We start from the raw sequence: 11,909 nt of genomic DNA, 5'->3' as shown, positions 1-11,909 counted from the left end.
AAGAAAGGCAATTTAGCATCACGCCATGCAACCGCAGTAATGGAGGTGACAGGGTGTTGAAGTTCCGTTTATCAAAATGCGTTATTTTGGCAGGCCTCTCGCTGCCCATGGCGCAGGTGGCTTTTGCCGCCAGCCAGTGCCTCGCATCTCCGGGTACTTACGGGGCGGTCACTGTGTCCGGCTGTGACAATGATCCAGGCAATGGCATTACCAACCCGATGAGTTCGGTGCTTCCTCCCGGCTTCTACCCGGATGGCTTTGACGGTGTTGGCCTTGGAGACATGCCCGACATCTCGATGACTTCCTGCACCTACACCTTCAACCATCCGGTTCTTGCGAGTTCAATCACGGTGGACTTGACTTCGATGGAGCCAGCGTGGGGCTATCCTGTTCGTGATGCCTTCTCGGTGGCGTTAGACGGCAACGCATATGCATTCACAAATGCCGATATCGTGCAAACGCCGCTGCTGCCGACGAGTACTGCATTTGGTCCAGGCCAGCTGGATCAGCAAGGCGGTGCGATCATCTCCGCGCCGGACCTTAGCAGCTCTGGCAAAGTGAAAGTATCGGCAAGCCAGTGGATCAGCTCGCTGAAGCTGACCATGCAGGGAAGCGGAGTCGCCAGGGTTTGCCTTGATGACGCAGCCCCGCCATCGTCACCGTCTGCCGTGGCTGCACCGGTGCCGGTGGGGCTGGGGGCTGCTGGTGCTGCCTCTGCGGGCATTCTGGGCTTCGCGGCCTTTCTGACACGCCGGCGCAAGGGTGCCAAGCAGTCTTGATGCGCGGGGCCTTGGCCGGTGCCCGGGGCGGGCTAAGGCCCATTGGCTGGGAGCTCTACTGTCCTCCTGGGGTGGTGCTACTGCCCCACGGCGGGCCACGTCAGGCGCACCATGGGCTTCCTCTGGCGGCAAAAAGCCGCCTGCACCTCTCGCACCACCAAGGACCAGATTCACCCGTGCCTTGCCGTTATGGGTGGGCTGTAGCGGAGGCGCTTCCTTGGTGGAAGTGACACCGCTCAGTGATACAGAGGGGGCGCGTAAGTCCTTGCTAGGACTTAAGTTCTTGATCTGGAAGAACTATTGGGAATGAGGGTGACGAGCCTTACCCTCGGCACTGGATTCACAGTTAGGGCTGCTTGGTTCCCCACCTGACCCGGTTGGCCGCTTCACCATGCGAGGAGGCCCGTCGGGTTGGGATTCTACCCAAAGAAACATGACCGCCCGGCCAGCATCACCTTAATTTCTATATTGCGGCAAGGCCGTAGAATGCCCGGCTATGTCTTATCTCGTACTCGCGCGCAAGTACCGGCCCCGCAATTTTTCCGAAATGGTGGGGCAGGAGCATGTGGTGCAGGCGCTCACCAATGCGCTGACCCAGCAGCGCCTGCACCATGCCTACCTGTTCACCGGCACGCGCGGTGTGGGCAAGACCACGGTATCGCGCATCCTGGCGAAGTCGCTCAATTGCACCGGGCCGCACGGGCAGGGCTCGATCACCGCCAGCCCCTGCGGCGTGTGCGCCGCCTGCACCGAAATCGACAGTGGCCGCTTTCCCGACTACACCGAGCTGGATGCCGCCTCGAACCGCGGCGTGGACGAGGTGCAGGGCCTGCTGGAGCAGGCGGTGTACAAGCCGGTGCAGGGGCGCTTCAAGGTCTTCATGATCGACGAAGTGCACATGCTGACCAATACCGCCTTCAACGCCATGCTCAAGACGCTGGAGGAGCCGCCCGAGTACCTGAAGTTCGTGCTGGCCACGACCGATCCGCAGAAGGTGCCGGTGACGGTGCTGTCGCGCTGCCTGCAGTTCAACCTGCGCCCGATGGCGCCCGAGACGGTGCTGCAGCATCTGGCGGCGGTGCTGGACAAGGAGTCGATTGCCGCCGAGCCGCAGGCACTGCGCCTGCTGGCCCGCGCCGCGCGCGGCTCGATGCGCGATGCGCTGTCGCTCACCGACCAGGCGATCGCCTTTGGCGCCGGCCAGCTGCAGGAGGCCGGTGTGCGCCAGATGCTGGGCAGCGTGGACAGCAGCTATGTCTACCGCATGATCGAGGCGCTGGCGCAGGGCAACGGCGCCGCGCTGGTGGAGATTGTCGACACGCTGCGGCTGCAGGGGCTGTCGGCCGCAGCTACGCTGGAGGACATGGCCACCAGCCTGCAGCGCATGGCGGTGCTGCAGGCCGTGTCCGAGCGCGCGCGTGCGGCGGTGGATTCCAGCGACCCCGACGAGGCCGAGCTGCTGCGCCTGTCGCAGGCGCTGGCGCCGGACGAGACGCAGCTGCTCTACAGCATCTGCCTGCATGGGCGCGGCGAGCTGGGGCTGGCGCCCGACGAGTACGCCGCGCTGACCATGACGCTGCTGCGCCTGCTGGCCTTCAAGCCCGCGGACGCACTGGCTGAAAAAAAAACGCCGCCTGATGGCCTAGCCGCGCGTGCAGCGCCCGCTGGCGCCAGTCTGGAGGTGCAGCAAAAAGCGCCTGTAGCCCAGGAGCCAGCTGCATCGGCAGCTTCGGTTGCTGTAGCAAAACCGCCCGAACAGCCCCCCGTGCAGTCGCCGGCTGCCGAGGCCTCGGCGCCACCGGCCACTGCCCCCGTGGCGGAGGCCGCGGCGCCGCTGAAGCTGCCGGTGCGCACGCCCGAGGATCTGATTCCGCAGCGCGCTGCGGCTGCGCTCCCGGCCGTGCCGGCTGCAAGTGCTGCTCCTGCGCCGCAAGTGCCGCAAGTGGTCGAGGAGAGCACGTACCAGGCGCCAGATGAGGCGGATGATGAGGCAGACGAGGGCGGGGACGAGAACGGCCCCGATGCCGCGCCGCCCGACGATGCCTATTGGGAAGGCGCCTACGCAGACGAGGCTTCGGCCCAGGATGCATCGATGCCGCCGCAGGATGACTTTGCCGATGCCGCGTTGCTGGCGCTGCCGGTGCAGGAGCCGGAGATCTCGCCCTACGACCGGCCCGCCAATAGTGCGGGGGAAGGTGCGGGGGAAGGTGTGGGTCAAGCCGCTGGCGGCGCCATGGTGCGCGTGCCGGCCGAGTTCACACCCTCGCCCGAAGGAGACTTCTGGTACGCGACGGTGCAAAAGCTGGTGCAGGAAGAGGCCATCACCGCGGTCACCCGCCAGTTGGCGCTGCGTGCGCAGCTCATGGCGCGCGAGGGCGATTGCTGGCGCCTGCAGGTCGATCTCGAATCGCTGGCCCAGCCGGCCACGGTGGAGCGCCTGCGCACCGCGCTGGTGGCGGCCGGCCTGGCTGGCCGCATCGAGGTGAGCCGCGGGCCGGTTGACGACTGCCCCGCGCGGCGCAACGCCCATGCCGCCCAGATGCGCCAGCGTGCGGCCGAGGCGCTGGTGCAAAGCGACCCCTATGTTCGGTCGCTGGTCGAACAATTTGGGGCGAAAATAGTGCCCGGTAGCATCCAGCCCATGTGATGCAGCTATAGATTTTTATCCATCTTTCAAGGATCTCTCCATGTTCAACAAAGGACAACTCGCCGGTTTGATGAAGCAGGCCCAGGCCATGCAGGACAACCTCAAGAAAGCGCAGGACGAGCTGGGCAACATCGAGGTCGAAGGCGAATCCGGTGCGGGCCTGGTCAAGGTGACCATGACCTGCAAGCACGATGTCAAGCGCGTCACCATCGACCCCAGCCTGCTGGCCGAGGACAAGGACATGCTTGAAGACCTGGTAGCCGCGGCCTTCAATGCCGCGGTGCGCAAGGCCGAGGAGACCTCGCAGGAGAAGATGGGCAAGATCACCGCCGGCATGCCAGGCCTGCCCGGCGGCATGAAGTTCCCGTTCTGAGGGCTGCCAGCCACGGGTTTGCGGGCGCCATGTCTGACAGCAATGCCATGGATGCGCTGGTGCAGGCGCTGCGGCGCCTGCCGGGGGTGGGCGTAAAGTCCGCCTCGCGCATGGCTTTCCATCTGCTGCAAAGCGACCGCGAAGGCGCCGAGCTGCTTTCGCGGGCGCTGCACGAGGCCGCGGCGCGCGTGCGCCACTGCGAGCGCTGCCATACCTTTACCGAACATCCGGTCTGCGACACCTGCCTTGATGCCGGCCGCGATGCCGCGCGCCTGTGCGTGGTGGAGACGCCGGCCGACCAGGCGGCGCTGGAGCGCACCGGCGCCTACAAGGGCCTGTACTACGTGCTGATGGGGCGGCTGTCGCCGCTTGACGGCGTGGGGCCGCGCGACATCGGTGTCGAGCAATTGCTCGCGCGCGCCAGCGACGGCGTGGTGCGCGAGGTGATCCTGGCCACGAATTTCACCGCCGAGGGCGAGGCTACCGCCCACGTCATCGGCGAGGCGCTGACGCGCCGCGGGCTGCAGGTCACGCGCCTGGCGCGTGGCGTGCCCATCGGCAGCGAGCTCGAATATGTCGATCTGGGTACTATCGCGCATGCGCTTGCCGATCGGCGCTGAGCGCGCCGTTTCCGTTATCGTCCACCGGCGCGGCCACCGCGTGCGCGTGGCCGCCCGATAGCCGCGACAAGGCAGCTCAGCGCTTCGCGGTTTTCTGCGCGGGCCGGGATTTGGCCGCGGCGGTCTTGCTGGCTGCCGCGGGCTTGGGGCTGGCCTTGGCCGTGGCCTTTGCCTTGGCGTTGCCGCGGGCCGGAGCCTTGGCGCTGGCGCGCGGCGCAGCATGCTGCTTGCCTTTGGCCGTGCGGCGCGCGGTGCTCGCACGCTGCGCCGGCTCGGGGGCATCTTCCTGGGCGACGAGCCGGGGCGCGGGGGCGCCGAGCTTGACCGGCACGTACAGCACCACCTGGTGGCCGGGCCTGAAGCTGGCCTTGGTGCCCACATCGTTCCAGTCGGCCACCTGGGCCGCGCTCATGCGGTAGCGGTGCGCGATCTTGGCGACCGTGTCGTGCTTGCGCGCGCGCACCGTGATGCGGCGGTTCACGATTTCGGGCGTCAGCGCAATGCGGGCATTGTCTGCCACATGGCTGGAGACGTCCTGCTGCGTCGCGGCCGAGCGTGGCACCATCAGCGCCGAGCCGGCCTTGATGGCCATCCGTGGGGGAATGTTGTTGACGCTGCGCAGGTCGTTCTCGGTCATGCCGATCATGCCGGCGGCGGCGGCCACCGTCATGGTGCTGGGCGCGGTCCAGACCGTCCAGCTGGCGTACTGGCCTTTTTCATGCGCCTGCAGGTTGCGCTTGAAGACGTTGGCGTTGTCCCAGGGCAGCAGCACCTGGGGCGTGCCCGAGGCCAGGATCACCGGCTTGTTGAACGAGGGGTTGAGCGACTTGAGCTCGTCCAGGCTGATGCCGGCCAGCTGGGCGACCAGGGCCACATCGATGTCGCGGTCGATGGGCACCGCCTGGAAGTAGGGGTGGTTCTCGATGGTCGGCAGCTCGGCCTGGAAGCGCTCGGGGTGGGCGATGATGTTCTTGACCGCCTGCAGCTTGGGCACGTAGTTGCGGGTCTCGTCGGGCATCTGCAGCTCGGGGTAGGTCAGCCCGAGGCCGGCGCGGCGGTTCTTCTCCAGCGCCCGGCCCACGCTGCCTTCGCCCCAGTTGTAGGCGGCCAGCGCGAGCTGCCAGTCGCCGAACAGGTTGTAGAGCTTTTGCAGGTAGTCGAGCGCGGCGCGGGTCGAGGCGAGCACGTCGCGGCGGTCGTCGCGAAACATGTTCTGCTTCAGGTCGAAATAGGTGCCGGTGGCCGGCATGAACTGCCACATGCCCGCGGCCTTGGCGCTGGAGACCGCCTGCGGGTTGTAGGCGCTCTCGATGAAGGGCAGCAGCGCCAGCTCGGTGGGCATGTTGCGCCGCTCCAGTTCCTCGACGATGTGGAACATGTATTTGCGCGAGCGCTCGGTCATGCGCAGGATGTAGTCCGGCCGGCTGCTGTACCACTGCTCCTGGCTGGAGACCAGGCTGGAGTCCAGGTCGGGTATCGCGAAGCCGCGGCGGATGCGGTCCCAGATGTCTTCGGGCACGGCCAGGTTGGCGACGCCGGGCTGCTGGATGCGGGTGGGGTCGATCGGGCGCAGCGGGCCCACCGGGTAGCTGGGCGTATGGCCGGAGGCGGTGGTGCTGTCGGACGATGCGGCGGCGCTCTTGTCGGCCTGGTCGCCGGTGGTGGCGCAGCCGGTCAGCAGCAAGAGGGCGGAGAGGGCCGACAGGCCCCAGTGGTGCATGAATTTCATCAGAACTCGTTTTTCCAGCGGCGCAGCGCGGCCAGCACGGACACGGGGTCCTCGGCCTGGGTCTGCGGGTCGTAGTGGCTGGCGGCCTGTGCCACGGCGGGCACGGCACAGCGCAGGAAGGGGTTGATCGCGTGCTCCTGCGCGATGGAGGACGGCAGCGTGGGCTGGCCCTGCTCGCGCAGTTGCCGGCAATGCGCGGCATAGTCGGCGATGTCGCGGTTGCCAGGCTCCACCGCCCGGGCGAATGCCAGGTTGGAGAGCGTGTACTCATGGGCTGCGCACACCCGGGTGGCCGCAGGCAGCGCCGCCAGCGCGGCGAGCGAGGCGTGCATCTGCGCCGGCGTGCCTTCGAACAGCCGGCCGCAGCCGGCGGAGAACAAGGTGTCGCCGCAAAACAGCAGGGGCTGGCCCTCAACGTCGGGGCAGAAGTAGGCGATATGGCCCGCCGTGTGGCCGGGCACGTCCATGACCCGCCAGCCCAGCCCCAGCGCCTGCACCACCTCGCCGCCTTGCAGCGGCTGGTAGGGCCCGGGGATGGCCTCGCGGGCCGGGCCCCAGACCGGCGCGCCGGTGGCCGCATGCAGCCGGGCCACGCCGCCGACATGATCGCCATGGTGGTGGGTTACTACAATGCGGCTCAGGGTCAACCCTTGCGCAGCCAGAGCGTCCAGCACCGGCTGCGCATCGCCCGGGTCGACCACCAATGCCTGTCTGCCGTCGTGCAGCAGCCAGATGTAGTTGTCGGAAAACGCAGGCAGGGGTAGCAGTTTCATGAGCGAGCAAATTATAGGCATTGACCATTGGTGGAATCAGCCCCTGGGCCGCTACCTGCTGGCCTGGGAGCAGACCTGCTACGACGATGCGGTGGCCGATGTCTTCGGTTTCCACAGCCTGCAGCTGGGCTGTTTCCCTCTGCAGGGCCTGCGCTGCAACCGTATGCCGCAGCGCTGGCTGGCGCTGCACAAGCAGGAGCAGGGCCTGCTGGAGCAGCTTCGCGATGACGTCAGCTTGCAAACTTTTGCAAAGGGTTTACCGATGGCCGAGGGCCTGCACGAGACCCATCCGCTGCCGCTGCAGGCGGCGCTGCTGTGCTGCCCCCAGGCGCTGCCCTTCGCCGAGAACAGCCTCGACCTGGTGCTGCTGCCGCACAGCCTGGAGTGGAGCGACGACCCCCATGCGGTGCTGCGCGAGGTGGCGCGCGTGCTGGTGCCGCAGGGCCGGGTGCTGATCAGCGGCATCAATCCCGCGAGCCTGTGGGGGCTGCGCAGCTGGGCCGGCGGGCGGCGCTGGGCGCGGCCGGTGGCGGGGCTGCCGCCGGATGGGCAGCTGATTGGCTACGGCCGGCTGCGCGACTGGCTCAAGCTGCTGGATCTGGAGCTGGAGGCGGCCAGCTTCGGCTGCTACCGCCCCGCGCTGCAGTCGCAGCCCTGGCTGGAGCGCTGCGGCTGGCTCGACCGTATCGGCGCTGGCGGCTGGCCGATGCTGGGCGGTGCCTATTTCGTCGAGGCGGTGAAGCGGGTGGCCGGGGCGCACCGGCTCACCGTGTCCTGGCAGGGCCGCAAGGCGGCCGCGGTCACCCGGCCGGCGCCGGCGACCCGCGCGCCTTCGCCCGGGCATGCCTAGGCATATATAGTTACGCCCCTGGGAGCGCGGATGCGTTCCGACGAGGAGCTGATTTTTGAACCAAGTAGTGATCTACACCGATGGCGCCTGCAAGGGCAATCCTGGCCCGGGTGGCTGGGGAGCCTTGCTCGCGGCCGGCAATGTGGAAAAGGAATTGTTCGGCGGCGAGCTGAACACCACCAACAACCGCATGGAGCTGCTGGCCGTGATCGAGGCGCTGGCCGCCCTGAAGCGCCCCTGCGACGTGACGCTGTACCTCGACAGCCAGTATGTGCGCAAGGGCATCACCGAGTGGATCCACGGCTGGAAGGCCAAGGGCTGGAAGACCGCCTCGAAGGAGCCGGTCAAGAACGTCGAGCTGTGGCAGCGGCTCGACGAGCTGGTGCACCGCGGCGGCCACCGCATTGCCTGGCATTGGGTCAAGGGGCATGCCGGCAACGCCGGCAATGAGCGTGCCGATGCGCTGGCGAACCAGGGCGTGAGGCTGGCGCTGGAAAACAGGTTGTAAAAAACAATAGCTGCTGCCGCTTGCAGCACGGGGGATTGCAATGCCTTTTGCCTTTAATCCCTTGTGTATAAGGCGCTAGCTGCTATGCTTTTCAGCACTCGGCGCTGGCCATGCGCTTGAGCGCGTCGGGGTTGCGCACCACCAGCCCGGCGGGCTCGATGCGGATCGACGACTCGCGCTCCATCGATTTGAGCTCCTGGTTGACCCGCTGGCGCGACGCGCCCAGCAGCTGGGCCAGCTCTTCCTGCGCCAGCTGCAGGCCGATGCGGGTTTCGCCGCCTTCCAGCGCCGGCAGGCCGTAGCTGCGCGCCAGGTGCAGCAGCTGCTTGGCCAGGCGCGCGCGCAGCGGCAGCGTGTTCAGGTCTTCCACCATGCCGTAGAGGTTGCGGATGCGCCGGGCATGCAGGCGCGACATGGCCTGGTAGAACTCCACATGCGTGTTCAGGATGCGCTCGAAATCCGCCTTGGCCACGCACACCAGCGTGGTTTCGCCGTGGGCATAGACATCGTGGGTGCGCGGGTCACCGTCGAACAGGCCGACATCGCCGAACCACACGCCGGGCTCCACATAGGCCAGCGTGATCTGCTTGCCGGTCAGCGATGCGGAGCTGACGCGGGCCGAGCCCCTGGCCACCGCCAGCCATTCCTCAGGGGCATCGCCGCGGGTGAACATCTGCGCGCCGTCGCGGTAGCGCTTGACATAGGCGCAGCGCAGGATGTCGTGGCGCAGCGTGGGCGACAAGGTGCTGAACCAGATGCCGCTGTTGATCGCCTCGCGCTCTTCGGGGGTGAGAATGGGGTCGTCCATGGGTGTCGTCTCGGTGACTTTTTTGGGCTTGCTTGTCGCTTTTGCGACGCGTTGGGCCCGAATTTAATGCATTTGCAAACAACGTGCTCGGTTGCATGAAGTCCGCGGCGCTGGCGGGCCCTGCCTGGCGCGGCTGGCAGGCCTGCAATGTTTGGCAAGGCTGCCGCTGGCGGCAATTGAATGGCTTGCTATGTTTTTTGAGGCAACGTGGCAGCCCGATTGCAGGTTTTGCGAAGGCCGGCTTATGCAATTGCAAAGGCGGTGTTGGTCTGCCGCCATAGGCCCCGCAGCGCGAAGGAATGGATCATGCACATGCAAAAAAGCCGGCTCCAGGGAGCCGGCTTGGTGCGTGAGGCGAAGGGGCGATGAATCAGGCGGTGGCCTTTTGCGCGGCGGCTTTCGGCGCTGCCGCCACGATGCGGGCGATGTCCTGCTGAGCCTGGGCGATGCCGGCCGCGCGCGGCTCTTCGCCCATGGCCAGGCCCTCGGCGCGCACGAACTGCACGTCGGTCACGCCGGCAAAGCCGAGCGCGGTCTTCAGGTAGCCTTCCTGGTGCTCCATGGAGCGGCCGGCTTCCGAGGTGGAGTACACGCCGCCGCGGGTGGCCACCACGATCACCTTCTTGCCGCCGGCCAGGCCTTCGGGGCCGTTGGCGGTGTAGCGGAAGGTGCGGCCGGGCTGCAGAATGCGGTCGATCCAGGCGCGCAGCTGGGTGTTGATGCCGAAGTTGTAGAAGGGCGAGCCGACGACAATCACGTCTGCGGCCAGGAACTGGCTCACCAGGCGCTCGGAGATGGCGTTCTGGCGGCGCTCCTCTTCGGTGGCGGCCTCCTGCCCGGTGCGAAAGCCCAGGGCCTGGGCCGACAGGTGCGGCGGGGTATCGGCGGCCAGGTCCAGGTAATCCACCTGCGTATTGGGGTGGACTGCCGTCCAGGCCTGCACGGCCTGGGCGGTGAGCTGGCGGGATGCGGAGTTGCCGCCGAGAATGGAGGAGTCGATGTGCAGCAGTTTCATGGCTAGGTTTTCCTATCGGTAGATGTAAAGCCATCGTCGATGGCATGGGTCAAATTGTGCGGCTGCAACGATAGGCTGGGTAGCCAGCAATAGTGCAATACATTGTTCAAAAGATAGAACGATAAAAGGCAAGGTATGGACGGAACGGTATGTACACGCAGGATCTGAACGACATGGTGTTCTTCGCCGAGGTGGTGGAGCGCGGCGGTTTTGCCGCCGCCGGGCGGGCGCTGGGCATTCCCAAGTCGCGCCTGTCGCGGCGCATCTCCGAGCTGGAGGCCCGGCTGGGCGTGCGCCTGCTGCAGCGCACCACGCGCCGCCTGTCGCTGACCGACGCGGGCGAGACCTATTTGCGCTACTGCCAGTCGGTGCGCGAATCGGCGCAGTCGGCGCAGGCCGCCATCGAGCAGACGCAGCGCGAGCCCGCCGGCACGCTGAAGGTGTCGTGCTCGGTATCGGTGGCGCAGGGGCTGGTGGGCAAGCTCATGCCGGGGTTTCTGAGCCGCTATCCCAAGGTGCGCATCGAGCTGCTGGTGAGCAACCGCCTGGTAAATGTGGTGGAGGAGGGCATTGACGTGGCCCTGCGCGCGCGGGTGTCGATGGATGACAGCGGCAGCCTGGTGATCAAGCGTTTCGGCGTGACGCGGCTGCTGCTCGTGGCCAGCCCCGACTTGCTGGCCGTGCATGGCACGCCCCGCGTGCCCAAGGATCTGGAGGCCATGCCGTCGGCATCGCTGTTCAGCGCGGACGGGCGCAGCGTGCTGCACCTGTACGGGCCGGGCGGCGAGGACGAGTCGGTCTCGCTGCAGCCGCGCTACGTGGCCGACGACCTGACCGCGCTCAAGTACGCCGCGCTCGGCGGCATCGGCACCTGCTGGCTGCCCGACTTCATGGTGCGCGAGGAGCTGCAGGACGGCCGCCTCATGCATGTGCTCAAGGACTGGGGTCTGCCGCGCGCCATATTCCATGCGGCCTTTGCCTCGCGGCGCAACATGTCGCCGGCGCTGCGGGCCTTCCTGGACTACCTGGGCGAGACCATACCCGACCAATGGCCGGTGCCCGGCGATGACTAGCGCCTCCGTGCTCGACACCGCGCGCCAGCTGCTCGAAGTGGCGGCCACGCTGGCCTTCGCGCTGTCGGGCATCATCAAGGCGGCGAACAAGCGGCTGGACGTGGTGGGCGTGTGCGTGGTGGCCTTCCTGGCGGCGTTTGGCGGCGGCACGCTGCGCGACCTGCTGCTGGACCAGCGCCCATTCTTCTGGGTGCGGCATGTGGAGTTCGTCTGGGGCATCATGGGCCTGTCGGTGCTGGCGGTGCTGTTCATGCGCCAGCGCCATTTCCGGCCCACCGAGCGCGCCATGCTCTGGCCCGACATGCTGGGCCTGGGCCTGTTCGCCGCGGTGGGGGTCGACATCGCGGCCGATGCGGCCATGCCGGCGCTGATCTGCGTGATGATGGGGGTGATCACCGGCGTGTTCGGCGGCGTGCTGCGCGACCTGGTGTGCGGCGAGATCCCCCAGGCGTTCCGCGATCACCAGCCCTATGCGGTCTGCGCCTTCATCGGCGGCTGGATGGACGTGGGCCTGCGCCAGTGGGTGCTGCCCGAGACGGTGCCGCTGCTGGCCTGCGTGCTGGTGACCGCGGGGCTGCGCTCGCTGGCGCTGTGGCGCGGCTGGCAGATTCCGCACTGGCGCGTGGATTGAATGGAACAGCTCACCCGACTGGGCTCGGTCGGCAGGTGATATGAAAATAATAGCTGGTAGCGCTTTGCTATCAAGAGCTAACATCGGATTTAATTCAAACGGA

The 11,909-nt window shown here is 67.0% G+C and carries 12 protein-coding genes and 1 other RNA gene; 8 read left to right on the top strand and 5 right to left on the bottom strand.

What is annotated here, in order from left to right:
- The first annotated feature begins 56 nt into the window (after positions 1-56).
- On the top strand, positions 57-779 hold the full coding sequence (locus ACODRX_RS02355) for a hypothetical protein (RefSeq protein ID WP_488869427.1): 723 nt from the start codon (positions 57-59) through the stop codon (positions 777-779).
- Positions 780-1,090: 311 nt separating this feature from the next.
- Here the strand turns inward: ACODRX_RS02355 and ffs are convergent.
- Positions 1,091-1,187, bottom strand: an RNA gene (ffs, locus tag ACODRX_RS02350) — signal recognition particle sRNA small type.
- Between the two features lie 88 nt (positions 1,188-1,275).
- Here ffs and dnaX point away from each other — a divergent pair.
- The 3 genes from dnaX to recR are packed head-to-tail and all read left to right on the top strand — an operon-like array spanning position 1,276 to position 4,419.
- Entirely contained in the window at positions 1,276-3,426 is a 2,151-nt protein-coding gene (gene dnaX / locus ACODRX_RS02345) for a DNA polymerase III subunit gamma/tau (protein ID WP_488869426.1), read from the top strand.
- Positions 3,427-3,466: 40 nt separating this feature from the next.
- The gene (locus ACODRX_RS02340; protein ID WP_488869425.1) at positions 3,467-3,799 is read left to right on the top strand and encodes a YbaB/EbfC family nucleoid-associated protein; all 333 of its coding nucleotides are present in this window, start codon (positions 3,467-3,469) and stop codon (positions 3,797-3,799) included.
- A gap of 29 nt (positions 3,800-3,828) precedes the next feature.
- Positions 3,829-4,419: a recombination mediator RecR gene (gene recR, locus ACODRX_RS02335; protein ID WP_488869424.1), complete on the top strand. Its 591-nt coding sequence runs from the start codon at positions 3,829-3,831 to the stop codon at positions 4,417-4,419.
- Positions 4,420-4,495: 76 nt separating this feature from the next.
- Here recR and ACODRX_RS02330 read toward each other — a convergent pair whose 3' ends face one another.
- A complete protein-coding gene (locus ACODRX_RS02330) occupies positions 4,496-6,148 on the bottom strand; it encodes a transglycosylase SLT domain-containing protein (protein WP_488869423.1) in 1,653 nt (550 codons plus the stop codon).
- Complete coding sequence (gene gloB, locus ACODRX_RS02325; RefSeq protein WP_488869422.1) at positions 6,148-6,921, bottom strand: hydroxyacylglutathione hydrolase; 774 nt, start codon at positions 6,919-6,921, stop codon at positions 6,148-6,150. The genes ACODRX_RS02330 and gloB overlap by 1 nt, the downstream gene beginning before the upstream one ends.
- On the opposite strand from gloB, the gene ACODRX_RS02320 reads away from it, so the two are divergent.
- Together ACODRX_RS02320 and rnhA are read left to right on the top strand one after the other, a co-directional pair.
- Positions 6,920-7,771 (top strand): class I SAM-dependent methyltransferase, encoded by an 852-nt coding sequence (locus ACODRX_RS02320; RefSeq protein ID WP_488869421.1) that lies wholly within the window; start codon positions 6,920-6,922, stop codon positions 7,769-7,771. The two genes, gloB and ACODRX_RS02320, sit on opposite strands and share 2 nt — an antisense overlap.
- Positions 7,772-7,826: 55 nt before the next feature.
- Positions 7,827-8,279, top strand: a complete 453-nt coding sequence (gene rnhA / locus ACODRX_RS02315; protein ID WP_488869420.1) for a ribonuclease HI — start codon at positions 7,827-7,829, stop codon at positions 8,277-8,279.
- A gap of 91 nt (positions 8,280-8,370) precedes the next feature.
- Here rnhA and ACODRX_RS02310 read toward each other — a convergent pair whose 3' ends face one another.
- Positions 8,371-9,087 (bottom strand): Crp/Fnr family transcriptional regulator, encoded by a 717-nt coding sequence (locus tag ACODRX_RS02310; RefSeq protein ID WP_488869419.1) that lies wholly within the window; start codon positions 9,085-9,087, stop codon positions 8,371-8,373.
- Between the two features lie 370 nt (positions 9,088-9,457).
- Positions 9,458-10,102 (bottom strand): FMN-dependent NADH-azoreductase, encoded by a 645-nt coding sequence (locus ACODRX_RS02305; protein ID WP_488869418.1) that lies wholly within the window; start codon positions 10,100-10,102, stop codon positions 9,458-9,460.
- Between the two features lie 149 nt (positions 10,103-10,251).
- On the opposite strand from ACODRX_RS02305, the gene ACODRX_RS02300 reads away from it, so the two are divergent.
- Positions 10,252-11,175: a LysR substrate-binding domain-containing protein gene (locus ACODRX_RS02300; RefSeq protein ID WP_488869417.1), complete on the top strand. Its 924-nt coding sequence runs from the start codon at positions 10,252-10,254 to the stop codon at positions 11,173-11,175.
- A complete protein-coding gene (locus ACODRX_RS02295) occupies positions 11,168-11,806 on the top strand; it encodes a trimeric intracellular cation channel family protein (RefSeq protein WP_488869416.1) in 639 nt (212 codons plus the stop codon). The genes ACODRX_RS02300 and ACODRX_RS02295 overlap by 8 nt, the downstream gene beginning before the upstream one ends.
- Positions 11,807-11,909 lie beyond the last annotated feature (103 nt).

Source organism: Comamonas sp. FG99, from assembly GCF_057808605.1.
The sequence above is the reverse complement of the archived record's forward strand: the minus strand, read 5'-3'. Positions and strand labels throughout refer to the sequence as shown.

Coding starts and splice junctions, on each gene's coding strand:
- dnaX (WP_488869426.1), top strand. CDS start 1,276: ATGTCTTATCTCGTACTCGCGCGCAAGTACCGGCCCCGCAATTTTTCC.
- ACODRX_RS02340 (WP_488869425.1), top strand. CDS start 3,467: ATGTTCAACAAAGGACAACTCGCCGGTTTGATGAAGCAGGCCCAGGCC.
- recR (WP_488869424.1), top strand. CDS start 3,829: ATGTCTGACAGCAATGCCATGGATGCGCTGGTGCAGGCGCTGCGGCGC.
- ACODRX_RS02330 (WP_488869423.1), bottom strand. CDS start 6,148: ATGAAATTCATGCACCACTGGGGCCTGTCGGCCCTCTCCGCCCTCTTG.
- ACODRX_RS02320 (WP_488869421.1), top strand. CDS start 6,920: ATGAGCGAGCAAATTATAGGCATTGACCATTGGTGGAATCAGCCCCTG.
- gloB (WP_488869422.1), bottom strand. CDS start 6,921: ATGAAACTGCTACCCCTGCCTGCGTTTTCCGACAACTACATCTGGCTG.
- ACODRX_RS02310 (WP_488869419.1), bottom strand. CDS start 9,087: ATGGACGACCCCATTCTCACCCCCGAAGAGCGCGAGGCGATCAACAGC.
- ACODRX_RS02305 (WP_488869418.1), bottom strand. CDS start 10,102: ATGAAACTGCTGCACATCGACTCCTCCATTCTCGGCGGCAACTCCGCA.
- ACODRX_RS02300 (WP_488869417.1), top strand. CDS start 10,252: ATGTACACGCAGGATCTGAACGACATGGTGTTCTTCGCCGAGGTGGTG.
- ACODRX_RS02295 (WP_488869416.1), top strand. CDS start 11,168: ATGACTAGCGCCTCCGTGCTCGACACCGCGCGCCAGCTGCTCGAAGTG.